The organism is Caballeronia sp. PC1 (genome assembly GCF_021353155.1).
Lineage (GTDB): Bacteria > Pseudomonadota > Gammaproteobacteria > Burkholderiales > Burkholderiaceae > Caballeronia > Caballeronia cordobensis.
Map to the genome: position 1 here is coordinate 214,184 of NZ_JAJUBH010000002.1, position 23,429 is coordinate 237,612.

The following is a 23,429-nucleotide window of genomic DNA, read 5'->3' on the forward strand; positions in this document are numbered from 1 at the left end:
ATCATGAATACGGACCTGATACACAAGGCGCTCGCCAACCCCTTGCGGCGCGACATTCTGGCATGGCTCAAGCGAACGGACAGCCCTGGCTTGCCGATCAATGCGATTCAGGCGCGCAGCGGTCTGTCGCAGTCGACCGTGTCCGCGCATGTCGCCGCGATGATCAAGGCCGGTTTGCTCGTGGCGACGCCCGTGGGTCAGTTCGTCGTCTTGTCGCGCAACGAGGACGTGATCGGCGCGTTCATCCGGGAAATGCGTGAGAGCTTGTGAGCTTGCGCGCCTTCTCTTAAAGCATTTTCCGGCAATAGCAAAGCGTCAGATATTGGAAGGCTGCACGCGCGCGCGGCGTTAGGATGGCTTTCTTTCTCCATCTTCCCCGTATCGACGTATGTCAGTGAAACTTCCACGCTTTGGCATCTGGGCGCTCGTGCATGGCAGCCGTGCCGCCCTGCAGGATCCCGCAGAACCCTACGACGCGTCCTGGGCCCGCAACAAGGCGCTCGTGCTCGAAGCCGAGCGTCTCGGCTTCGACTCGGTGCTCGTCGCGCAGCATACGGCCAATCCGCACGATCCTTCGCTCGATCAGCTCGAAGCGTGGACGGCATCCGCGGCATTGGCGGCGCTGACCTCGCGTATCGAGATCATCGCCGCGATCAAGCCGTATCTCTATCATCCGGTCGTGCTGGCCAAGATGGCGCAGCAGATCGAGCACATCAGCGGCGGGCGGTTCGCGATCAACCTCGTGAACGCATGGAATCGTCCCGAGCTCGAACGCGCCGGCATCGGTTTCGCGGAGCATGACGAACGCTACGCGTATGGCCGCGAATGGATCTCGGTCGTCGAAAGGCTCTTGCGCGGCGAGACGGTGACGCATCGCGGCGACAACTTTCGCATCGACGGTTATCGGCTGCTGCCCGCCGATCCGTATCGCGCGCGGCCGCGCATCTATGTCGGCGGCGAGTCTGAACCGGCGCGCTCGCTGGTGGCCGCGCACGGCGACGTGTGGTTCATCAACGGCCAGCCGCACGACGACGTGGCGGGCCTGATCGCCGATGTATCCGCGCGGGTGCGCCCGTCCGGCCATGAGCCCTTGCGCTTTGGGCTCTCGGCCTTCGTCATCGCGCGCGAGACGCAGGCGCAGGCCGACGAACATCTGCAGCATCTCTTCGAGTTGGCCGAACTGGACAAGCCGCTGCGCGAGCGGCAAAAGGCCAATACCGATCCGCACGCGGTGATGCATCAGACTTTCGCGCGCTCGGCGCGAGTCGGGTCCAACGGCGGCACCGCGGCCGGACTCGTCGGCGATTACGACACGGTTGCGCGCCGCATCGCGGCGTTTCATCGGGCGGGCATCGAACTGTTCATGCTGCAGTTTCAGCCGTTCGAAGCCGACATGCGCGTCTTCGCCGAAGAAGTCGCGCCGCGCGTGCGCCGCCTGCTCGGCGCGTGAGGCCGGCGGCGCGCTTGCCAGTCGTTCAGAAAAACGCGCCGGTCGGCGGAAGCTGGCCGGTGAGCGCGTTCTGTCCGAGCAGGCGCTCCTTGTAGAGCCGCGGATTGTGCGACGCGATCACCTTGATGTTGCGCCAGTGCCGGTCGAGCGCGCCCACGCGCGACACGACCGAGCCCGAGCCGAGATCGATCAGCCAGCTCGCGATCTGCGGCGCGAGATCGTCGATCACGATCTTCGCTTCCATGGCCGCGAGCGTCGCGGCGAGCGTGGCGTCGTGCTCGCCGGGTGTGCCGTGGCTGTCCCATGCGCGTTGCAGCGCATCGGCCGCGCGGTCCGCGCTCGCTTCCACGCCCGCCGCATAGCCGCGAATGCGCCCCACGAGCGCCTGCAACACCGGTTCGTCGACGGGATGCTCCGCTTCGCCGTGATAGAAGTTCCGGCCACGCGCGCGAAGCACCTCCACCGCATCGAGCGCGACGCGCCGCGCGATGCCCGCGATGCAGTTAGTCAGATACACCTGATGAAAGGTGTAGCCCCACGGCGCGGCATCGCCGGACTTCGGCGGGTCGGGCGGATACACATGCGCGGGCTGCACGAGCACGTCGCGGAACGTCGCCGTGCCCGAGCCGGTCAGGCGTTGTCCGAAGCCCTGCCAGTCGTCGCCGGTCCCGACGCCTTCGCCGCGTTCGAGCACATACTGCACCGTGCGTCCCGCGCGGCTTTCGACCGCCATGCCGATGAACGCGTCGTTGTACAGATTGCCCGTCGCGTAGATCTTGTCGCCCGAGCCGACATACGCCTGACGGATCTCGTCCCATTCGAGCCGGCTCAGAACGCGTGTCGGCCGCGCGCCCGCCGCGATCACATCGGTTTCGGCGAAGCTGAGTCCGATGGTCTTGTTGCGCCCCGTCAGCCCGAGCACATGCGCATGGAACGGATGATCGCGCTGCCGCAACGCCGCTTCGACCTGCCACAGATGATTGCGAAACGCATGCGCGATGTTCGAATCCGCCGCCGCGAGATCGCGCGCGACGACGAGCAGTTCGCGTAGCGATACGCCATGCCCGCCGGCGTCGGCGGGCAGCCGCAGCGCGCCGAAGCCGAGCGCCTTGAGTTGCGCGATCTCCTCGTGCGGCAGCCGGTGCTCACGCTCGCGCGCCGCCGCCGTCGCCGCGATATCCGCGAGGCTTTGCGCGAATCCGAGCTTCGCTGCGAGCGGCGAAACCAGACGCGGTCCGCCGAACGCGAGTTCTGCCGTGTTTGTTCTGTCAGTCATTCGAGTGCCCCGTCGTCAAACCCTGACGCTGTAATCCGCGACCTTGATGCGCGAGTTGATGATCTTGCGTTCGGCGAGCCAGTCCGCGGCGCGCTGGAATTGCGCGAGGAAGGCGGCGTCATCGGCTTCGTGGAACTGGTTCACGCGCTTGAGGCTCGTGAGGTACTCGCGCACCTGATCCGGATACTTCCCCTCGCGCTGCACGAGCAGTTCGGCTTCGGCGGAATGCGTGGATTGCCACGCGCCTTCGACGTAGTACGCATCGATCACGGCGCGCACGAGTTCCGAGTTCTCTTCGGTGAACTTGCGGCGCGAGACGAGCGAGCTGTAGTCGATCAGAAAATCGAGGTCGCGGCCTTCGTTGAAAATGTCTTTCGCCTCGTTCGAGAAGCGCGCGATGTCCACGCCCGGCGACCACATCGACCATGCGTCGACCTTGCCTTGCGCGAACGCGGGCGCGGCATCCGGCGGATTCAGATAGACGAACTGAACCTTGTCCCGGTCGATGCGATGCTTCTCCAGCGCCGCGATCAGCAAAAATTCGCCGAGCCCCGAGCGATTGACCGCGACCTTGCGGCCCGCGAGACCCGCGATCGAATCGATGCCGCTCGATTTCTTCACGATGATGGCCGTCGAGCGCGGCGAGTAGATATCGAAGGCGGTGAAGACGATGGGCGAACCGGCGAGCATCGCGGCGAGCGCGGGCGTGGTGGAGCCCCAGAAGCCGAAGTCCGCGCTGCCGCCGACCACTGCCTGAATCGATGGCGCGTGATTGGGAAACGGGCCGATCCATTCGACCTTGATGCCCTTCGCGGCAAGCGTCTTCTCGAACACGCCGCGTTGCCGGGCGATATCCGGCAGGCTGCCGTAGCCCCAGCCGATGCGTACCGTGTCGGTATTGCGCGTGAGCTTGCGCGGTTCGGCGGCGCGCGCCGGGAACAGACTGCCGGCTGCTGCTCCGGCCAGCAGTCCACCCGCCGCGCGCAGAAGCTGGCGGCGGCTCAGCGATGAATCGTTCATTCCTGTCGAGTCCTTGATGTGAAGCGGAAAAGTGATTAGTGAGCGTGCACGCCGAGCGCCGCGAGCAGCGTGGGGCGCAGCGTGTCATGCGCCTCGTCTTTCGGCGCGAAGGAAGCGGCGATGCGTCCGGCGCGCATGACGAGAATCCTGTCGGCGAGCGTGAGCGCCTCATCGACGTCATGCGTGACGATCAGCACGCCCGGCTGATGCAGGGCAACCAGCTCTTTGACGAGCCCGTGCATCTTGATGCGCGTGAGCGCGTCGAGCGCCGCGAACGGTTCGTCGAGCAGCAGCAGCGCGGGATCGCGCACGAGGGCCCGCGCGAGCGCGACGCGTTGCGCCTGTCCGCCCGAGAGATTGCGCGGCCAGTCCGCTTCGCGGCCCGCGAGTCCGACCTCGGCCAGCGCGCGCGACGCGCCCGCGCGGCCGATCGTGGCCTCGTGTCCCAGCGCGACGTTCTCCCACAGCGTCGCCCAGGGCAGCAGCCGGTGCTCCTGGAACACCACGGACGGCCGCTCCGGCGCGCGAATCTTGCCGGCGTCGGGCACATCGAGTCCGGCGAGCGCGCGCAGCAGCGTGGTCTTGCCGCAGCCGCTTTCGCCCAGCAGCGCGACGAATTCGCCCTTGCGGATATCGAGGTCCAGCGCGTCGATGACGACGCGGCTGCCGTAACGCCGCACGAGCCCGCGCACGGACACGGCAAGCGGCGCTCGCGTCGCGGCTTCATCGTGCGCGTGCGGCTGCGGTGGCGAAACAGAAGAAACGGCGAGGCCTTGCGTCACTTTTGCGCTCCCTTGTCGTAATTCGCGTGCCACGAAAGAAAGCGCGCTTCGAGCCGGCGCACGAGCGCGTCCGCCGCGACGCCGATGAGCGCGTAGATGATGATCGTGAGCAGAATGACGTTCGTGTTGAGGAACTCGCGCGCATCCATCGCGAGAAAGCCGATGCCGCGGGTCGTCGCGAGCGTTTCCGCGATCACGAGCGCGAGCCACGCATGCGCCAGGGCATAGCGCACGCCCGTGAGGATCGAGGGCATCGCGCCCGGCAGAACGATCCGGCGCACGATCGCCGTGCGGTCGAGGCCGACGACCTTCGCGAGCTCCATCAGCTTGGGATCGATCAGCCGGATGCCGAGCATCGTATTGATGTAGACCGGGAAGAGCACGGCCAGCGAGACGAGGAAAATCTTCGCGACCTCGCCCACGCCGAACCAGACGATCACGAGCGGCAGCATCGCGAGGAAGGGAATGGCGCGCACCATCTGAATCGAGCGGTCGAGAAACGCCTGCGCAAGCGGCGAAAAGCCGACCAGAATGCCGAGGGCAAGCCCGAGCGCGCCGCCAATGACAAAGCCCGCCGACGCGCGCAGCAGCGATACGCCGAGGTGAATGAAAAGCTCGCCGTCTTTCGCCATGTCGAACGCGGTGCCGATGACCTTGCTCGGCGCGGGAAGCACTTGCGGCGCGATCAGCCCGGCACGGGCGGCGCCTTCCCAGACGAGCAGAATCAGAACCGGCACGATCCATGAAAGCCAGAGATAGAGCGCGGCCTTGGGGATGCCGGAGGCGGTTCGCTTCGAAGCGACGTAGCGCTTGCCGGGAGAAGTCAGGTCGGCCATGTCGTTACCGGATGTGTCATGAGAGGAATGGGCTGTATCGAAGGCGAGCTAGCTATTAGAGGCTGCCGGGCATCGCGGTGACAAACGGTTTTTTATGCTTTGCTTTCCAGCTTTCGGCGTATCGGCGGTGCGATGTCGTCATCAAAAAGATAAGGCATGCGAAACATTGTTCTGCGCGCCGAACCATCCACGATTGTCACGCTGGCGGACAGACCCCCAGCGCATCTGTCATCATGAGGTGGCTTCAGTCAACGCACAGGTGCCATGTCATATCTCGAAGACGAGAAATCGAATACGAGCGCGAACCATCGTGCGGAAGAAGGCGAGGGAACGAACGCGGAGCACGACCCGTCGGCGGTCGGGCGCACCGGGCCGCTCAACGAGGCGGCGCTGCTCGGGCGCAAGACGCCGCCGTGGCCGGATTCGGCGGCGGCCAATCCGGGCCATCGGGCGCGCGCGGGCGAGCCGGACACGATGCGCGCGCTCGCCGGGCTGCTGCTCGGCCTCGCGCTGCTTGTCGCCGGCAACGGCCTGTTCCAGACGCTGATCCCGCTCCGGATCATCGAATCGGGCTATTCGACCTTCGTCACCGGCCTGATCCAGTCGAGCTACTACGCGGGCTTTATTCTGGGCGCGGTGGTCAACCGGCGGCTCATCGACCGCATCGGCCAGCACCGGACGTTCGTGGCGTTCTCGGCGGCCGCGTCGATTCTGGCGCTCGCGTTCGGCGCGGTGCAGTCTCCGTGGCTGCTCGGCTTCGTGCGTCTGCTGACGGGCGTCGCTTTCATGGCGTTGTACACGTCCGTCGAAAGCTGGCTCAACGGCACGGTCCAGAACGAAAAGCGCGGCCAGGTCTTTGGCCTGTACGCGGGCATCAACTACCTCGCGGTGGGCGGCGGCCAGTTTCTGCTGAATGTGGGCGCGGGGTCCGGGGCGCAGCAGTTCTCGATCGCCGCGGCGTTTTTTGCGGCGGCCGTGCTTCCGGTCACGCTGATGGAAGGCTGGCCCGCCAAGGTCGATGACGCGAACCTCGACCGCGTCCCCGCGCGATCCTGGAGCGCGAGCTTCAAGGAAATGCTGGTGCTGGCCCCGCTCGGCGTGCCGGGCTGCATTCTCGCCGGCTTCATCTATAGCAACTTCTATGCGCTGATGCCGGTGTATCTTCAGCGCACAGGCTTTTCGACACATGACATCGCGACCTTCATGGGCGTCGCGCTCATCGGCGCACTCTTGCCGCAGTATCCGATGGGGCGTCTCTCGGACCGCATCGACCGGCGGCGTCTCGTTTTCTGGACGGCCTCGGTCTCGGCGGTGCTGAGCCTCGTGCTGTTGTGCTTCGACTTTCGCATCGTCACGTGGTGCGCGACGCTGGCGTATGTCGCGGTCACGTTCACGCAATACGGGCTCATCGTGTCGCACGTGCAGGATCGCACGGAGTCGCATTTGCGCGTCGCGGTATCGACCATGTTGCTGGTGCTCTTTTCGCTTGGCGGCATGACCGGCCCGACCTTGGCTTCGGGGCTGATGACGCTGATCGGCCCGAGCGGGCTGTTCCTGTTCAACGCGCTGTCGTGCGCCCTGCTGGCGGCGAGCGCGCGGCATGCGCTGCGCTTGTCCGTGGCGGGCGCGAAGGCGGAGTGAGGGATGCAGGACGTGGCTTCGTGGCGTCGAATATGAACTAAAGTGAAACAGGCGGGTTCGTTCCGCGCGCCTTTGCGGCCCTGGAGGGTTGTCGATCATGCAACTTCAGACAGGTAATCTCTTCAGCGTCGAGGCGAAGCGCGAGGCGCAGGAGCGGATCGACGTGCTCGTCACGGGGCAACGGCTGAACGTGGAGCGCATCGTGTCGATGGGACACGCGAGCCCCGAAGGCTTCTGGTACGACGACTCGCGCGCCGAATGGGTCGTGCTGCTGTCGGGCGCGGCCGCGCTCGAATTCGAAGACGGCCCGGCGCTGCACGAGATGCGCCCCGGCGATTACGTGCTGATCGAGCCGCACTGCCGGCATCGCGTCGCGCGCACGCAGGCCGACGAGCCGTCCGTCTGGCTCGCGATCTATCACGAACGCTGAATCGCGCCGGTTTCCCGCTCGCCCCGACATCGAAGGAGAGACGATGGAATGCATCGAGACTTACACCACTCGCGACGGACATTCGGCGTTCCGGGCCATTCAGGCGTTCGACGTCGCGCCCGTGACGTTCAACGGCATCGCCGTGTCGTTGTCGTCGCCGCAGCCATGCGAGAGCGTCCTCGTGCACGAGTTCGACGCGGACTATTTCCTCGGCTGGCATAACCCGCCATCGAGACAATATGTCGTGATGCTCGAAGGCGAACTCGAAGTCGCCGTGCAGGGCGGCGATGCCGCGCGGCGTTTCGCGGCGGGCGCGGTTTTCCTGGCCGGCGATCTTCAGGGCTCGGGCCACACGACGCGGGCGATTCGCGCGGGCCGCGCATTGGTCGTCAACTTGCGGGGGTGAAGCGATGCTATTGCAGGATGCATTGGCGGTCGTGACGGGCGGCGGCAGCGGCATAGGCTTCGCCACCGCCGAACGATTCGTGTCCGAGGGCGCGCGTGTGGTCATCAGCGGGCGCGACGCGGAGAAACTGCAACGCGCCGCGGACACGCTCGGCGCGAACGCGCTGCCCATCGTCGCGGACGCCGCGAACGCAGCCGACATGCGGCGGCTCTACGAAACCGCGGTCGCGCATTTCGGCCGCGCGGTCGATGTGATCGTCGCCAATGCGGGCGTTTCGCGGCAGACGCCGGTGCGCGACACATCGCTCGCGCAGTTCGCTCAGGTGTTCGACATCAACGTCGGCGGCGTGTACGTGACCGTGCGCGAGGCGCTGGCGTTTCTCGCCCGGCCTGCATCGGTCATTCTGGTTGCGTCGCTGGCGGCCAATCAGGGCACGAAGCATTTTTCCGCGTATTGCGCGTCGAAAGCGGCCGTGGTGTCGCTCGCGAAGAGCTTCGCGGCGGAGTTCGTCGAGTCCGGCATACGCGTCAACAGCATCTCGCCGGGCGTGGCGAAAACGCCGATCTTCGACGGCCTCGGCATGTCCGAAGCGGAACTGCTGCAATGGTCGAATGTGATTCCGATGAAGCGTCCGGCCGAGCCCGCGGAAATCGCCTGGGCCATTCTCTTTCTCGCCTCGGATGCGTCCCGCTACATGACCGGCGCCGATCTCGCGGTGGACGGCGGCATGTCGGGCATCAGTCCGTTTTGAATGGCGCGTCGATCAGTGCGCGAGGTGATGCGCGGAAGACGCGGCGAAGAGACGGCATACCGCATCGGCGTCGCTGCATTCGCGAAGCAGGCCGCGAAAGCGCTGGTCGCAGAAATGCTCGGCGATTTCCCCGAGCAGATGCAGATGCGTCATCGTTACGCGCTCGGGCACGAAGAGCGCGATCACATCGCTGACGGGCTTGCCATCGGGCGCGGAGAATGCGATCGGCGTGCGCGGCCGAACGTACAGCGCCAACGGCTCGTGGGCCTCGTCGAGTTGTCCGTGCGGCACGGCCACGCCTTCGCCCAACGCCGTCGAACCGAGCGCCTCGCGCGCGGCGAGACACGCTGAAACCGCCTGCGCGGACAGACCGTGCCGCCGTTCGAGAAAACCGCCGATCAGATCGAAGAGCGCGTCGCGACTGGCGGCGTCCGCGCCGAGCAGGACGTGATCCGCGCTCAACAGCGTGGCGAGCGTGCCTTGCGGCGTTGCGATGTCATGCGGGTGTTCGTGCGGGTGTTCGTGCGTCTCGCCGCCGCGATGAACGCTGCGGTCCATCAGATTGCGCCACGCATCGGAAGGCGCGTCGGGCACGTCGAGCGGACTGCTGACCTGAGCGGAAGGCACGAGGTCCGCCAGACGCGCAATGGCCCCGCCGATGGCCGCCTTCGGCACGATCAGCGTGAGCCGGACGCGGTGCGCGTCGCGCAGCGGCGTCACGCGCATCGTCCAGGGCTCGCCGGCGCAGTCGCGCACGAGCGATCTGCGCAGCGGTGTCGCATGCTGTGCGTCGATGGTCACGTGCACCATGACGTGCCGGCTGCCTCCGGGCATCGGACCCTTGCGCGGCGTCGCTTTGGACAGCCCGAGCAAGGTCATGAAATCCGATAGCGTGTGCACCTGTCGTCTCCCTTCGATCGCCTGCGCGGCCATCATTGAGCATAGTGCAGACAGCGTAAAAGCCGCGACAATTTCCGCGGCTTGATTGGGTTTCTGATTACAGCGCTTCGTTCGTTTTCACGACCGCCTGACCGCGCGCGGAAAGCGCCAGATCGTCCTTGCCGAGATCGCGCAGGCGCTTGCCGGCCATCAGATTGCGCCCGAGCTTTTCGAGCGAGACACCGCGCGTTTCGGGCACGTAGAAGAACACGACCACGGCGAAGACCACGTTGAGGACCGCATAGAGCACGAACGTATTGGCTTCGCCGACCGTCGAGAGCAGGCTCAGGAACGTGGCCGCGACCGCCATGTTCGCCACCCAGTTCACCAGCGTCGAGACGGCGATGCCGAAGTCGCGGCCCTGCTGAGGCTGAATCTCCGAGCAGAGAATCCAGACGAGCGGCCCGGCGGACATCGCAAAGCCCGCGATGAAGAGCAGCAGCGATGCAACAGCCAGAACCTGCGCCGTGAGACCCACCACGCCGGCATGCATGAGAAAGCCGAGGGCGCACATGCCGAACGCCATGACGGCGCATCCCGCATAGAGAATCGGCTTGCGGCCCCAGCGATCGACGAAAGCGATCGCGCCGAAGGTGGCGATCACGTTGACGAGGCCGACGATGACCGTCGCCCAGAGCTGCTGTTCATGCGTGCCAAAGCCGGCCATTTCGAAGATGCGCGGCGCGTAATACATGACGACGTTGATGCCGGTCAGTTGCTGAAACACTTGCAGCACGACGCCGAGCAGCACCGAGCGGCGGAAGTTCGAATTCGCGCGCAGCAGGCTCCAGCCGCGCTGGGGACGCGTGCTGTCTTCATTGACCTGATCGAGCTCGGCCTGAACGTCGGCGGGATTGCCATAGAGACGCTGCAGCACGGCGCGCGCTTCGGCGGCGCGGTTGCGTTGCAGCAACCAGCGCGGACTGTCGGGAAGCGCGAGGACGCCAGCGAGAAAGAACGCGGCGGGAATGGCGATGACGCCGAGCATCCACCGCCAGTCGGCGATATACGAAAGCCCGATGTTCGACAAGAAGGCAGCCAGAATGCCGACGGTAATCATCAGTTGATACGTGGAGATCATGGCCCCGCGCACCTGCCGCGGCGCGACTTCCGAAAGGTAGAGCGGCGCGGTGAACGACGCCATGCCGACTGCGAGACCGAGCAGCAGGCGCGCGCCGATCAACTGTTCCGGGCTGCCTGCGAATCCCGACCACAGCGACCCGACGATGAACAGCACCGCCGCCAGCGCGAGGGCATAGCGGCGTCCGAGCCGCCACGAGAGCGCGCCCGCGCCGAGCGCGCCGATGGCCGCGCCGACCATCATCGAACTGACGATCCATTCCTGCGCGCGGTCGTTCAGCACGAAGTGCTTCGCGATGAAGGGCAGCGCGCCCGAAATCACGCCGATGTCGAGACCGAAGAGCAGCCCGGCGAGCGCTGCCATGAAGCACACGAAGAGTCCAAAACGCCGGGCTTTCGTCTGGGCGAGGACAGGGGTTTCAGCGGCAGCGCTCATCGGGATGTCTCCAGGGTTGTTTTTTCATACCAATCGGGACGCGATGCTTATAGCTTGGCTGTCCCGCTGCCTGCATGATCGAAGATAAGAATTAGCGTGAGATGAGCGCACCCCGAAGCTTGATTCTTCGCGGGGGTTCCGACTATGTTTTGAAGATCCGGCGTTCGCGCAAAGGCTTGATGCCATCGGAGCACGCACATGATCACCACGAACTCGCAATCCGGCACGAACGTCGCCGAAATCGCCGATAGCGTGTATCGCATCAGTACGCCCGTCGTGCTGCCCGGCGACGCGGGCGGCTTTTCCTTCAATCAATACCTGATCGTCGACGACGCGCCGCTTTTATTTCACACCGGGCCGCGCAAGATGTTTCCGCTCGTGCGTGAAGCGGTCGCGAGCATCATGGACCCGGCGACGCTACGCTATATCGCTTTTTCGCATGTCGAGGCGGACGAATGCGGCTCGCTCAACGAGTGGCTCGCCATCGCGCCCGAAGCCGCGCCGCTGTGCGGCACGATCGCGGCGATGGTGTCGATCACGGACCTCGCGGATCGCGCGCCCGTCGCGCTTGCCGACGAACAAGCCGTAAGCCTGGGCCGTCATACCGTGCGCTGGTTCGATACGCCGCATCTTCCGCACGCGTGGGAATGCGGCTTTCTGATGGAAGAGCGCACCGGCACGCTGCTCTGCGGCGATCTCTTCACGCAGGGCGGCGCGAGCCTGCCGCCGCTCACGACATCCGACATTCTGGGGCCGAGCGAATCGTTCCGGCGCAGCATGGATTACTTCTCGCACACGCGCAACGCCGACGCGATGTTCGAGCGCCTCGCCCGGCTCGAACCGGTGACGCTCGCCTGCATGCACGGCAGCGCGTGGAGCGGCGACGGCGCGGGCCTCTTGCGCGCGCTGGCGCAGAGCGTGCATCAATAGATCACACGCGCCGCGCGGCCGCGAGCGCGTCACCCTGACCGAGATCGCAGCCTTCCCAGCGGAAGAACTGCAGGTCTTCGCTATCCGAGACGCCATCGGCGATCGCGCTGACGCCGAGCGTATGCGCAAGCGCGACGATCGCGCGCGCGACGACCGCGCGCTCGTGCTGATGCGTGACGTCGCTCACGAACTTCGAATGGATCTTGATGCGATTCGGCCGCAGCGCCTGAAGATCGAGCAGCGAGATGCGTTCGAGGCCGAAGTCCACGAGCGTGATCGATACGCCGAGCGCCTGCAGCGCGCGCGCGGCCTCGCGGCGCGCGTCGAGCAGCACGCCGCTGAACTGCAGGTCGAGCGCGTCGCCGTGCAGCTTCGCTTCGGCGAGCGCTGCCGTCACCATCGCGATCAACTGCGCATCGCTGGAATGCTTCGACAGAAGCGGCATCGACACGCGCGGCGCGGGCGTTTCGCCGCTGTCGCGGCACGCGCGCGCAATCGTGCAGGCGCGGCGCAGCATCGCTTCGTCGAGCGAGAGCAGCAAGGCGGGATCGTCGGTGAGCGCGGCGATGCGTTCGGGCGGCAACGCGCCTTCTTTCGTCGGCCACACGGGCTTCATCTCGACGCCTTTCAGCGCACTCGATGCGAGATCGATCTGCGGCAGCGCGTGCACGATCCACGTATCCGCGCGAAGCGCCGCTTCGAGATCGGCGCGCAGGTTGCGTTCGCGCTCGCGGTCGATCGGCCCGTCCGTGTCGTTGATCGCGGGCAGGGTCGCGAGCGTGCGGGCGCGGCGCAACGCCATGATCGTCTCGTACGTGCGCAAGCCGGTCACGACGATCGACGTGAGTTTCTGCGCGGTCAGTTCGGTCTTCAGGAAGTAGCCGTTGATCTCGTAGCGCGTGATGACCTCGCGCTCGGGCGCCATGCCGGGCTGACCGGTGCGCAGGATGATCTGCACGTCGTGGTCGCCTAGCGTGTCGCGGATATGGCGCACGAGTTCGAGACCGGCATCGTCGGCTTCCATCACCACATCGAGCAGGATCAGCGCGGTGCCCGGATGCGCCGCCAGATACGCGCGCGCTTCGGCGGCGGACAGCGCGCTCGAAAGCTCGATCGGCCTGCCGGCGAACGCGGCGTCGGCGAGCACGAGCCGTGTGACTTCGTGGATCTCGGGCGCGTCGTCGACGAGCAGCACGTGCCACGGCGGCGCCTGCGGCCCCGTGAGCGTGCGCGGCGGTTCGGCGCGCAGCCAGGAAGGCGCGGTCATGGTCGTTCTCCCTGAACGCGCGGCACGCCAGGGATCGCGCCGTCGCGGGCGCGCGCGACGCGCGGCAGCGTGAGCACGAACACGCTGCCGGCCCGTGCGCCGTTGCGTACCGCCAGTGTGCCGTCAAGCGCGCGCGTGGCGAGCGCATAGGCGAGATGCAGACCGAGGCCGCTGCCGCCCGAGCCGCGCCGCGTCGTGAAGAAAGGCTCGAAAATGCGCTCGTGCAGTGCATCGGGAATGCCGCAGCCGTCGTCTTCGTGTTCGAGCACGACATGCGCCTCGCCCGAGCGCCGCGCCGATATCACGATATGCCCGACCTCGCCCGGCGCGAACGCGTGCACGAGCGAGTTGAGGATCAGATTGGTCAGCACTTGCGCGAGCGGTCCGGGGAAGGAGTCCATCAGAATGCCGGGCGGACAGTCGATGCGCAGCGCGACACGCGTGCCGCGCAGCCTGGGCTCGACGCTCAGCACCGTCTCGCGGATATATTCGCCGAGATCGAACTGACGCCGCGCCTCGCTGACCTGATCGACGGCGACCTGCTTGAAACTCTGCACGAGACGCGCGGCGCGATCGGCGTTGGACAGCATGAGCCGCGTCGATTGACCCGCATCGCGCAGATAGCTGCCGAGCGCGTCTTCGGTGAGATCCTGGCGTTTCAGACTCTCGCTGATGGATTCGGTCCGGTCGCGCAGATACGACGCCGCGCTCACGACAATGCCCACCGGCGTGTTGATCTCGTGCGCGACGCCCGCGACAAGTCCGCCGAGCGAGGCCATGCGCTCCGATTCGACGAGTTCCTTGCGCGTCGCTTCGAGGTTGTGCAGCGACTGGAGCAGGTCCGCTTGCGTCAGTTCGCGGCTTTCCTGCGAGAGCACGATCCACCATGCGCCGAACGCGAGCAAGGGCAGGGTGGCCGCGTACGTGTGCAGCAGCACGTCGCCGATCTGGGCGCGCGCCATCACGTCCGCGATTTCGATCAGGCGGTACGACAGCAGAAACACCGCGCCCGTCGCCGTCGATGCGATGACGAACAAGCCGAAGAAACGCCCGATGCGCCGCCCGAAATGCGGCGCGAGCGTGCTGGGCCCGGGCGGCTGCGCGAACTCGTCCGCATGCGATGCGGCCGGCATCTTGCAGCGGTCGCGGCAATGATTGTCGAGACCGCAGCATAGCGAGCAGATCGAACCTTGATTGAACGGGCACCACGCCATGTCGGCGGCTTCGTAGTCGCGTTCGCAGATGCAGCAGCGCACGAGCTGCGTGCGCGGCACCGTCGCATGATGCTCGTCGGCGCGCGCGATGTAGTAGCGGCCGCCTGTCGCGTAAGCGATCGCGATCGCGCTCACGAACGCGAGAAACAGTGCGATGAACGCGGAATAGGCGCGCGCGACATCGCCGAACAATCCCGCGAACGCGCACGTCGAGACGACCGATGCGATCAGCATCGCGCCGCAACCGACCGGATTCACCTGATACAGATGCGCGCGCTTGAATTCGATGCGCTTCGGACTGACGCCGAGCGGCTTGAGCACCACGAGATCCGCGACCAGCGCGCCGAGCCATGCGATGACGAGATTCGAATACACCGACAGCACGGTTTCGAGCGTCTTGAAGATGCCGAGCAGCGTGAGCAGAAGCGCGATCATCACGTTGAACACGAGCCACACGACCCGCCCCGGATGATAGTGCGTGAGCCGCGCGAACACGTTCGACCACGCGAGCGAGCCCGCATAGGCATTGGTCACGTTGATCTTCACCTGCGAGATGACGACGAACACGGTCGCGACCGCGAGCGCCAGCGCGGGGCTTTCGAACACATGGCGATAGGCGGTGACGTACATGTGCACGGGCACGACGGCATCGACGGCGGGCAGGCCATCCTGCAAGGCGAGCACGGCGAGCAAACTCCCCGCGAGCAGCTTGAGGCCGCCCACGACGATCCATCCGGGGCCGGCCGCGAGCATCGCGGTCCACCATGAGACGCGATTGCGCGCGGTGCGGTCCGGCAGGAAGCGCAGATAATCGACCTGCTCGCCGATTTGCCCCATCAGCGAAAACAGCACGCCCGCCGCCGCGCCGAACAGCAGGACGTCGATGCCGCCGCCGCGCGCTTCGGCGGTTGCGCCGAGACCGGGAAACGCGGCCCAGCGCCGCAGCACGTCCGGATCCTGCCAAAGAATGAAGAAGAACGGCGCGACGAGCAAAACGGCCCACAAGGGCTGGGTCCAGCGCTGCAGCTTGTTGATGAGCGTGACGCCGAAGAACACGAGCGGAATGATCAGCAGCGACGACAGCAGATAACCGATGACGATATTGATGCCCGCCGCAAGCTCCAGAGCCTGCGCGAGTATCGCGGCTTCGAGCGCGAAGAAGATGAACGTGAACGATGCGTAAATCAGCGAAGTGATCGTCGAGCCGACATAGCCGAAGCCCGCGCCGCGCGTGAGCAGATCGATATCGACATTGGCCTCGCTCGAGTAATACGCGATCGGCACGCTCACGAGAAAGATCAGCGCGCACACGACGAGAATCGCGGGAAACGCGTTATGAAAGCCGAAGCTCAACGTGATGCTCGCGCCGATGGCTTCGAGCGCAAGAAACGAGATGCCGCCGATGGCGGTGTTGGCGAGCGTCGCGGGCGACCAGCGCCGATAAGAACTGGCCGCGTAACGCAACGCGTAATCTTCGAGTGTTTCGTTGGCCACCCAGGATTGATAGTCGCGTTTGATTCGCATGACGGTGGCCGCGAGTCTGCCAGCATTCGATTGGACGATCCGATTATTCGCTCAAAGCTGCATTGCCGCAATATTGTGGCGAGTGCTTCGCGCACGGCGCGCAGCGGGTTTGTGCCGATTGACCGTGCGTGCGCATCTGCGAACACTGGCAAGCGGACTTCGTTGCGCATCTTTTCCCGACGCCTCATCTTTCGCCTTGGAGCAGACATGACGCCGCTTTTTGCGAGCGCCGTGGCACCTGTCGCCAGCGACGACCTTGTTTATCGTGTTCATGCGGCAGGCGATTCCGACGACGCCTGGTGCAACGTGCTCGCGCAAATCCGCGAGCGATTCCGCGTGCGCTGGGCCGCGCTTGCGCGTCACAGCTTTGCCACGCGTCAAGGCGTCGCGCTCTATTCCGCGCCGCGCGACCCGCGTCTGAGCGCCGCGCTGTCCGATTACGCATCGCGCAATCCGTGGTTTCTGTCGAGCGATGCCTATCGCGAAGGCCGCGTGATGGCCGGCGATGAACTGCTCAGCAATCGCGAGCTCGTCAAGACGGACTTCTACCGCGGTCTCTTGCTGCCGCATGGTCTCTATCACCGGCTGTGCGGCGTGATTGCGCGGCGCAACACGCTCGTCTATTACCTCGACCTGCATCGCGGCCCCGACGAACCGCGCTTCGGCCCGCGCGAGCGCAGCGCATTCGCCGCGCTGCTGCCGCATCTGACGCTTGCGCTCGATCTGCGCTGGCGCCTGCGCGAAACAGACGACATGAATCGTGCGCTCAGGCGCATCGTGAACACGCATGCGCGCGCGGCGATGCTCGTCGATTCGGACGCGCGCATGGTGTTCGGCAGCGACGGCGCGCCGGGCGCGTGCGAACCGGTGGCGGGGCTGCGTATCGAAGAAGGGCGCATCGTCGCGGCCGCGAGCGCGGACGATCGCGTGTTGCAGGAGGCCATCGCCCGCGCCACGCATGCATCGGCCGAGGCCGACGAACGCGCCGCGCAGGTCTTGTCGCTCTCCGCGCCGGGGCAATCGCAGCCGAGCGTGATATCGATACGCGCGGCGGGCTCGGTGTTCAGCGCGGAGTTTGGCGAGACGCGCCGCCTCGCCATCGTCACGGCGCTCAACGCGCCTTCCGAAGACGATCACGCCGATTGCGCGTTCGTGCGGCAATTCGGCCTGAGCCCGGCGCAGGCGCGCATGAGTTCGCTCATCGTGACGGGGCATTCCATCGCGAGCGCGGCGCGTGCCTTGCACGTTTCCGAGAACACCGCGCGCAGTCATCTCAAGCAGATCTTCCAGAAGACCGACACGCATAGCCAGATGGAGCTCGTGCATCTGCACGGGCGCATCTGCGTCGCGATCTGATCTCCTCCACTCCTCGTACTCCTCACCCATTCGGGTGAGACGGCCTCACCCGGCAAGGCGAATCAAAATCCTCGCGCTGGGGGATTCGCGCGTGATCGCGCATCCCTATCATGGTTCGTATTCCAGACCACGAACCTTGCGCCAGTGCGCGCCGAGGAGATCACCATGCTGGGTTTGTGCTTGCTTTATGTCGGCGCGGTCCTGTTTCTGAACGGGCTCTGGCTGCTGGGCAGAATCGGCGATCGGGAGATATGGGTCATCAACGTCTTCGCGGGCGGCGTGACCCTGCTCGCATCGCTCAAGCTCGCGTTCGGCTCGGGAGCGGACGCCGCGTCGATCAAGGCGGCCGCGCTCACCTTGCTCTTCACGTTCACGTACTTCTGGGTGGCGATCAATCGCTATAACGGCGCGGATGGCCGCGGGCTCGGCTGGTTCAGCCTGTTCGTCGCGATCACGATAATTCCCGTCGGCATCGACTCGATCGCGCATGCGGACTCCACATGGTCCGTCTGGTTCGCGCTGTGCTGGTTCGGCTGGGCGTTCCTGTGGTTCCTGTTTTTCGTGCTGCTCGCGCTGCAGCGTCCCATCGTGAAGCTGACGGGGGCCGTCACCGTCATCGCGGGCATCGTGACCGGCTGGCTTCCCGGCTACCTCTTGCTCAACGGCACGCTGAGCTGAATCGAAGTGCTGTCCTATGCCGGCGCGAGTGCCGGCCTGATCCGACAAGGAGACATTCGTCATGGCTGAAACGCTCATCAAGGTCGACCTGAATCAGTCCGCATTCGACAACGAGCAGGTGCATAACCGCTGGCACCCCGACATTCCGATGGCCGCGTGGGTCAAGCCCGGCGACGACTTCGTGCTCGAAACCTACGACTGGACGGGCGGCTTCATCAAGAACAACGATTCCGCGGACGATGTGCGCGACATCGATCTGTCGATCGTCCACTTCCTTTCGGGGCCGATCGGCGTGCATGGCGCGGCACCCGGCGATCTGCTCGTCGTGGACCTGCTCGATATCGGCGCGAAGCAGGAAAGCCAGTGGGGCTTCAACGGCTTCTTCTCGAAGAAGAACGGCGGCGGCTTTCTGACCGATCACTTCCCGCTCGCGCAGAAATCCATCTGGGATTTCCACGGGCTGTATACGACCTCGCGCCACGTTCCGCAGGTGTCGTTCGCCGGGCTGATTCATCCGGGGCTGATCGGCTGCCTGCCCGATCCGAAGCTGCTCGCGACATGGAATCAGCGTGAAGTCGATTTCATCGCGACGCAGCCCGATCGCGTGCCGCCGCTCGCGAACCCGCCGTTCGCCGCGACCGCGCACATGGGCAAGATGACCGGCGACACGCGCGAGAAAGCCGCCGCCGAAGGCGCGCGCACGGTGCCGCCGCGCGAGCATGGCGGCAATTGCGACATCAAGGACCTGTCGCGCGGCTCGAAGATTTTCTTCCCGGTGTACGTGGACGGCGCGGGGCTGTCTGTCGGCGACCTGCACTTCAGTCAGGGCGACGGCGAAATCACCTTCTGCGGCGCGATCGAAATGGCGGGCTGGGTGCATATGCGCGTGAACGTCATCAAGGACGGCATGGCGAAATACGGCATCAAGAATCCGATCTTCAAGCCGAGCCCGATCACGCCGCGTTACGACGATTACCTCATTTTCGAAGGCATTTCCGTCGATGAAGCGGGCAAGCAGCACTATCTCGACGTGCATATCGCGTACCGTCAGGCGTGCCTGAACGCGATCGAATATCTGACGAAGTTCGGCTACACGCGCGCGCAGGCGTATTCGATTCTCGGCACGGCGCCGGTGCAGGGGCATATCAGCGGCGTCGTCGATATTCCGAACGCATGCGCGACCTTGTGGCTGCCCACGCAGATCTTCGACTTCGATATTCGCCCCAACGCCGATGGTCCGGTGAAGGCGGTGAAGGGCGGCGTCGATATTCCGCTCTCGCAAGACAAGGCCTGATCCCGCCAACCGAAGGGCGCGATGCGCTGAGCGCATCGCGCCCGACGCTTTCGGATGCGAATGCAATGCCGATCTATCAATACGAATGCGCAGCGTGCGGCAGCTTCGACGTGATGCGCAGCATCGCGGATCGCGATCTGCCGCACCTATGCCCAGAATGCGGCGTGCAAACCGCGCGCGCGATCACGGGCTCCGCGATGCTTTCCCTGATGCCGCAATCCCGCCGCGACGCTTACGCGACGAACGAGCGCAGCGCGCACGCGCCCACGAGTTCTAAGAGTCTCGGATACCGTCACGGACCGGGATGCGCCTGTTGCAAGCCAAGGCCTGCCGCGACCGATCAGACACGGCCGTCGATGAAATCGCCCGGCGGCCGGCCCTGGATGATCAGCCACTAGACGCGCCGCGCATGGAACGGCGTTTGCTCGTGCCGTTGGCGAATCGGTCGCGCTGTGTGACCGGCAGACGATTCGCTTCCGGCACGCATGAACGACACTCACGCCCTCCACGCACGATCGCGCAAGCCGCGCGATCACGATCTCGAAACAGCGCTGCGCAAGGTCTTCGGCTTTCCGCATCTGCGCCCCGGACAGGAAGACGTGATCCGCAGCGTGCTCGACGGCCACGACACGCTCGCCGTGATGCCGACGGGCGCGGGCAAGTCGCTGTGCTATCAGTTGCCCGCGCTGCAGTTCGACGGCATGACGATCATCGTGTCGCCGCTCATTTCGCTGATGCGCGATCAGGCGACGAAACTGACCGAAGCGGGCATCGCGACTGCCGTGCTCAACAGCGCGCTCTCGGCGAGCGAAGCGCGCGAGGCCATGCAGGCGCTCGCGCGTCATGAGATCCGCATGCTCTTCGTCACGCCCGAGCGGCTCGTCGATGCCGACTTCGGCGCCGAGCTCACCGCGAAGGACATGCCGCCGATCGCGCTCGCCGTCATCGACGAGGCCCACTGCATTTCGCAATGGGGCCATGATTTCCGGCCCGCGTATGTCGAGCTGATCCACGCGATCAAAATGCTCGGCCGTCCGCCCGTGCTTGCGCTCACCGCGACCGCGACGCCCGCCGTCATCGTCGATATCGTGCGGGAGTTGCAGATGCGGCATCCGCATGTCATTCACACGGGCGTGTATCGCGACAATCTGCATTTCAACGTCGAGCAATTGACCAATCCCGAAGACAGGCGCAAGCGCGCGATCGAACTCGCGACGCAGGAAGCGGGCAGCGGCATCGTGTATTGCGCGACCGTCGCGGAATGCGAGGCGCTGCATGCCGCACTCGTCGATGCGGGCGTTGCGGCCGAGCGCTATCACGGGAAGTTGTCATCGGGCGCGCGCTCGGACGCGCAGGATGCCTTCATGGCGGATCGCGCGCGCGTGATGGTCGCGACCAATGCGTTCGGCATGGGCATCGACAAGCCCGATATCCGCTTCGTCGTTCATGCGCAGATGCCGGGCAGTCTCGATGCGTACTATCAGGAAGCGGGCCGCGCCGGGCGCGATGGCGAGCCCGCGCGCTGCACGCTGCTTTTCGACATGAAGGACAGGCAGGTGCAGCAGTTTTTCATGAGCGGGCGTTATCCGAGCGCGGAGACGATCGCGCGCGTCGCGGAGAAAGTGCGCGAGCTGGCGATGGAAGACAGCGGCCGCACGCTGGCGCAGCCGCTCGCGCGGTTGCGCGAAGCCTTGCCGAACGTGGGCGCGAACAAGCTGCGCGTCGCGGCGACGCTGCTCAACGATATCGGCATGACGCGGCGCACGCGGCGCGGCGGCATGAAGCTCGTCGGCGACGATGCGCCGCTTGCGAAGCTCGACGATGCATCGCGCCTTTATGCGGAGCGGGCCGAGCGAGACCGTGCGGTGCTCGAACGCATGATCGGCTATGCGCAGAGCGCGCAATGCCGCTGGCGCATGCTGCTCGACTATTTCGCCGACGACATGAACGGCGCACGCGCATCGGCGCCGCTTTGCGCAAGCGATGTCGACTACCGCGCCCCCGACGACGAACTCGGCGGCGCAACCTGCGGCGCATGCGACAACTGCGTGCATCCGCCGCAAGTGATCGAGAGCCCGCGCGAGATGCGTGAAATGCGCGAGAAAGAACAATCGTCGCCGGAAAGCCGTGTGCCGGCGTTCGCGCAGGGCGATCGCGTGCGCGTGCGGCGCTATGGCGAAGGCGTCGTCGAAATGGTCAGCGCCGATCGCGTCGTCGTGCGCTTTGCCGATGATGAAACGCGCACCTTCATCGCGCGCTATGTGAAGCGCGCCGGGCGCTGATGGGCGCTGATGGGCACGGTCGCCGCCCATTGCGACTTCCATACCCATAAACAAATGACGAAATATTGGTTAGCGGCCATCGCGCGTTCATCGAGAATGGAGCCTGACCCATTCGAGTGACGGCGAGGAACGAAGATGAATGAGCGCAGCGTGGAGGTGTCGTCGTTGTCGTCGGTCACGCTCGTGACCGTGCCCGGCCTGCATGGCAGCGAGGCGGCGCACTGGCAGAGCTGGCTCGAAACCGAGGTGCCGGGCGCGCGGCGTGTCGGCCAGCGCGACTGGGACACGCCCAATCTCGCCATCTGGAGCGACGCCGTGCGCGATGTGCTCGCGAGCGTCGAGGGTCCCGTCGTGATCGCGGCGCATAGCTTCGGCTGCCTCGCGACCGCGCATGCGCTCGGGCAGCCGGACGCGAATCACGCGCAGGCTTCGAAGGTGAAGGGCGTACTGTTCGTCGCGCCCGCGAGCCCCGCGAAGTTCCGTTTCGCCGGCGCATTCAGCGCGCGCAGGCTCGATACGCTGTCGCTCGTCGTCGGCAGCGAGACCGATCCGTGGATGCCGCTCGACGAAGCGCGCACGCTCGCGCAGCGCTGGAACAGTGCGTTCGTGAATCTCGGCAAGGCGGGTCATATCAACACGGCGGCGGGCTTCGGGCCGTGGCCGCTCGCGAAGCATTTCATCGAGACGCTCGCGCGCCGTGCATCGCCCGAATACGAAGAGGAGGCGCGACGCGCTTACGCTTAGCCCTGCTTTCGGGGAAAATTGAATGGCATGGCCGCCCTCGGGCGGCCTTTGTGTGTTGTGCGGATCGAAACCCTGTCTACGGAGAAGAAATGAAGAAGCTGGTTATCGCGGTCGCGCTCTGCATCGCATCGGCATCGGCGAGCATCGCGCATGCTGAGACGTCGCTGCTCAACGTGTCCTACGACGTGACGCGCGAGCTCTACAAGGATATCGACGCGGCCTTCGTCGCGGACTACGCCAGGAAAACGGGCGAGACGGTCGCGGTGCGGCAATCGCATGGCGCATCGAGCGCGCAGGCCTTGTCGGTCACGCAAGGCCTGCAGGCGGATGTCGTGACGATGAACCAGCCTAACGACATCGACCTGCTCGCCGAACGCGGCCAGCTCGTGCCCGCGAACTGGCGCAGCCGTCTGCCCGACGCGAGCGCGCCCTACACGACCACGATGGTCTTTCTCGTGCACAAGGGCAATCCGAAGAACATCAAGGACTGGAACGACCTGGCGCGCCCCGGCGTGCAGGTGGTGATCGCGAATCCGAAGACATCGGGCAACGGGCGCTATGCGTATCTCGCCGCATGGGGCTACAAGAAGCAGCAGGGCGCGAGCGACGCGCAGGCGCAGGACTTCGAGAAAGCGATCTTCAAGAACGTGCCGGTGCTCGATACGGGCGGCCGCGGCGCGACGACGACCTTCACGCAGCGCGGCATCGGCGACGTGCTCGTCACGTTCGAGAACGAAGTCGGCCTGATGAGCGCGGGCGCGAGCGCCAAGGACTTCGACGCGGTGTATCCGTCGGTGAGCCTGCTGGCCGAGCCGCCGGTGTCGATCGTCGACAAGGTCGTGGACAAGCGCGGTACGCGCAAAGAGGCGCAGGCGTATCTCGACTTCCTGTACACGCCCGCCGCGCAGGAGATCATCGCGAAGCATCATCTGCGTCCGCGCAATGCCGATGTGCTTGCGAAACATGCGAGCGAGTTCAAGCCGCTGAAAACATTCACCGTCGAACAGATGTTCGGTAGCTGGCAGCAGGCGCAAAAGACGCATTTCGCCGATGGCGGCACGTTCGATCAGGTCGTCGCCGACAAGAACTGACG

The 23,429-nt window shown here is 65.5% G+C and carries 22 protein-coding genes; 14 read left to right on the forward strand and 8 right to left on the reverse strand.

The genetic code is table 11. From position 1 onward, the window contains the following. Entirely contained in the window at positions 1–270 is a 270-nt protein-coding gene (locus LY284_RS16760) for a helix-turn-helix transcriptional regulator (RefSeq protein WP_233388342.1), read from the forward strand. Positions 271–388: 118 nt separating this feature from the next. Continuing rightward, on the forward strand, positions 389–1,450 hold the full coding sequence (locus tag LY284_RS16765; RefSeq protein ID WP_233387348.1) for an LLM class flavin-dependent oxidoreductase: 1,062 nt from the start codon (positions 389–391) through the stop codon (positions 1,448–1,450). A gap of 25 nt (positions 1,451–1,475) precedes the next feature. Here LY284_RS16765 and LY284_RS16770 read toward each other — a convergent pair whose 3' ends face one another. From LY284_RS16770 to LY284_RS16785, 4 genes are read right to left on the reverse strand one after another with little or no spacing between them, the layout of a single operon-like run. Further along, positions 1,476–2,726: an acyl-CoA dehydrogenase family protein gene (locus LY284_RS16770; protein ID WP_233387349.1), complete on the reverse strand. Its 1,251-nt coding sequence runs from the start codon at positions 2,724–2,726 to the stop codon at positions 1,476–1,478. A gap of 15 nt (positions 2,727–2,741) precedes the next feature. Next, positions 2,742–3,746, reverse strand: a complete 1,005-nt coding sequence (locus LY284_RS16775) for an NrtA/SsuA/CpmA family ABC transporter substrate-binding protein (RefSeq protein WP_077158256.1) — start codon at positions 3,744–3,746, stop codon at positions 2,742–2,744. Between the two features lie 35 nt (positions 3,747–3,781). Further along, positions 3,782–4,528 carry an ABC transporter ATP-binding protein gene (locus tag LY284_RS16780; RefSeq protein WP_233387350.1) on the reverse strand — a complete coding sequence of 249 codons (747 nt, stop codon included), beginning with the start codon at positions 4,526–4,528 and terminating at the stop codon, positions 3,782–3,784. Continuing rightward, positions 4,525–5,364 (reverse strand): ABC transporter permease subunit, encoded by an 840-nt coding sequence (locus LY284_RS16785; protein ID WP_233387351.1) that lies wholly within the window; start codon positions 5,362–5,364, stop codon positions 4,525–4,527. Before LY284_RS16785 ends, LY284_RS16780 begins: the two co-directional genes overlap by 4 nt. 264 nt (positions 5,365–5,628) lie before the next feature. Here LY284_RS16785 and LY284_RS16790 point away from each other — a divergent pair, with 264 nt between their 5' ends. The 4 genes from LY284_RS16790 (at position 5,629) to LY284_RS16805 (ending at position 8,592) form a co-directional block, all read left to right on the forward strand. Beyond that, positions 5,629–7,005 carry an MFS transporter gene (locus LY284_RS16790; protein WP_233387352.1) on the forward strand — a complete coding sequence of 459 codons (1,377 nt, stop codon included), beginning with the start codon at positions 5,629–5,631 and terminating at the stop codon, positions 7,003–7,005. Between the two features lie 97 nt (positions 7,006–7,102). Continuing rightward, positions 7,103–7,435 (forward strand): cupin domain-containing protein, encoded by a 333-nt coding sequence (locus LY284_RS16795; protein WP_014250458.1) that lies wholly within the window; start codon positions 7,103–7,105, stop codon positions 7,433–7,435. A 43-nt stretch (positions 7,436–7,478) separates the two neighbouring features. Beyond that, positions 7,479–7,841 carry a hypothetical protein gene (locus LY284_RS16800; RefSeq protein WP_233387353.1) on the forward strand — a complete coding sequence of 121 codons (363 nt, stop codon included), beginning with the start codon at positions 7,479–7,481 and terminating at the stop codon, positions 7,839–7,841. Positions 7,842–7,845: 4 nt separating this feature from the next. Beyond that, on the forward strand, positions 7,846–8,592 hold the full coding sequence (locus LY284_RS16805; protein WP_233387354.1) for an SDR family NAD(P)-dependent oxidoreductase: 747 nt from the start codon (positions 7,846–7,848) through the stop codon (positions 8,590–8,592). Positions 8,593–8,604: 12 nt separating this feature from the next. Here the strand turns inward: LY284_RS16805 and LY284_RS16810 are convergent, their stop codons facing one another. Together LY284_RS16810 and LY284_RS16815 are read right to left on the reverse strand one after the other, a co-directional pair. Then, on the reverse strand, positions 8,605–9,492 hold the full coding sequence (locus tag LY284_RS16810; RefSeq protein WP_233387355.1) for a PTS sugar transporter subunit IIA: 888 nt from the start codon (positions 9,490–9,492) through the stop codon (positions 8,605–8,607). Between the two features lie 97 nt (positions 9,493–9,589). Then, a complete protein-coding gene (locus LY284_RS16815; protein WP_233387356.1) occupies positions 9,590–11,047 on the reverse strand; it encodes a sugar porter family MFS transporter in 1,458 nt (485 codons plus the stop codon). A 198-nt stretch (positions 11,048–11,245) separates the two neighbouring features. On the opposite strand from LY284_RS16815, the gene LY284_RS16820 reads away from it, so the two are divergent. Then, positions 11,246–11,977 carry an MBL fold metallo-hydrolase gene (locus tag LY284_RS16820; protein ID WP_014250463.1) on the forward strand — a complete coding sequence of 244 codons (732 nt, stop codon included), beginning with the start codon at positions 11,246–11,248 and terminating at the stop codon, positions 11,975–11,977. A 1-nt stretch (position 11,978) separates the two neighbouring features. Here the strand turns inward: LY284_RS16820 and LY284_RS16825 are convergent, their stop codons facing one another. Further along, positions 11,979–13,244 carry an EAL domain-containing protein gene (locus LY284_RS16825; RefSeq protein ID WP_233387357.1) on the reverse strand — a complete coding sequence of 422 codons (1,266 nt, stop codon included), beginning with the start codon at positions 13,242–13,244 and terminating at the stop codon, positions 11,979–11,981. Beyond that, complete coding sequence (locus tag LY284_RS16830; RefSeq protein WP_233387358.1) at positions 13,241–15,982, reverse strand: ATP-binding protein; 2,742 nt, start codon at positions 15,980–15,982, stop codon at positions 13,241–13,243. Before LY284_RS16830 ends, LY284_RS16825 begins: the two co-directional genes overlap by 4 nt. Positions 15,983–16,189: 207 nt before the next feature. Here LY284_RS16830 and LY284_RS16835 point away from each other — a divergent pair, with 207 nt between their 5' ends. The 7 genes from LY284_RS16835 to LY284_RS16865 all read left to right on the forward strand — a co-directional run bounded on the left by LY284_RS16835 (position 16,190) and on the right by LY284_RS16865 (position 23,427). Next, on the forward strand, positions 16,190–17,338 hold the full coding sequence (locus LY284_RS16835) for a helix-turn-helix transcriptional regulator (protein ID WP_233387359.1): 1,149 nt from the start codon (positions 16,190–16,192) through the stop codon (positions 17,336–17,338). A gap of 165 nt (positions 17,339–17,503) precedes the next feature. Next, positions 17,504–18,016, forward strand: a complete 513-nt coding sequence (locus LY284_RS16840) for an AmiS/UreI family transporter (protein WP_233387360.1) — start codon at positions 17,504–17,506, stop codon at positions 18,014–18,016. 61 nt (positions 18,017–18,077) lie between these two features. Next, positions 18,078–19,310, forward strand: coding sequence for a formamidase (gene fmdA / locus LY284_RS16845; protein ID WP_014250468.1), 1,233 nt, complete (start codon positions 18,078–18,080; stop codon positions 19,308–19,310). A gap of 65 nt (positions 19,311–19,375) precedes the next feature. Next, a complete protein-coding gene (locus LY284_RS16850; protein ID WP_233387361.1) occupies positions 19,376–19,708 on the forward strand; it encodes a zinc ribbon domain-containing protein in 333 nt (110 codons plus the stop codon). An 87-nt stretch (positions 19,709–19,795) separates the two neighbouring features. Next, positions 19,796–21,592 carry an ATP-dependent DNA helicase RecQ gene (locus tag LY284_RS16855; protein WP_233387362.1) on the forward strand — a complete coding sequence of 599 codons (1,797 nt, stop codon included), beginning with the start codon at positions 19,796–19,798 and terminating at the stop codon, positions 21,590–21,592. 135 nt (positions 21,593–21,727) lie between these two features. Then, positions 21,728–22,336 (forward strand): alpha/beta hydrolase, encoded by a 609-nt coding sequence (locus LY284_RS16860; RefSeq protein WP_014250471.1) that lies wholly within the window; start codon positions 21,728–21,730, stop codon positions 22,334–22,336. A gap of 89 nt (positions 22,337–22,425) precedes the next feature. Further along, a complete protein-coding gene (locus tag LY284_RS16865) occupies positions 22,426–23,427 on the forward strand; it encodes a sulfate ABC transporter substrate-binding protein (RefSeq protein WP_233387363.1) in 1,002 nt (333 codons plus the stop codon). Positions 23,428–23,429: the final 2 nt, after the last annotated feature.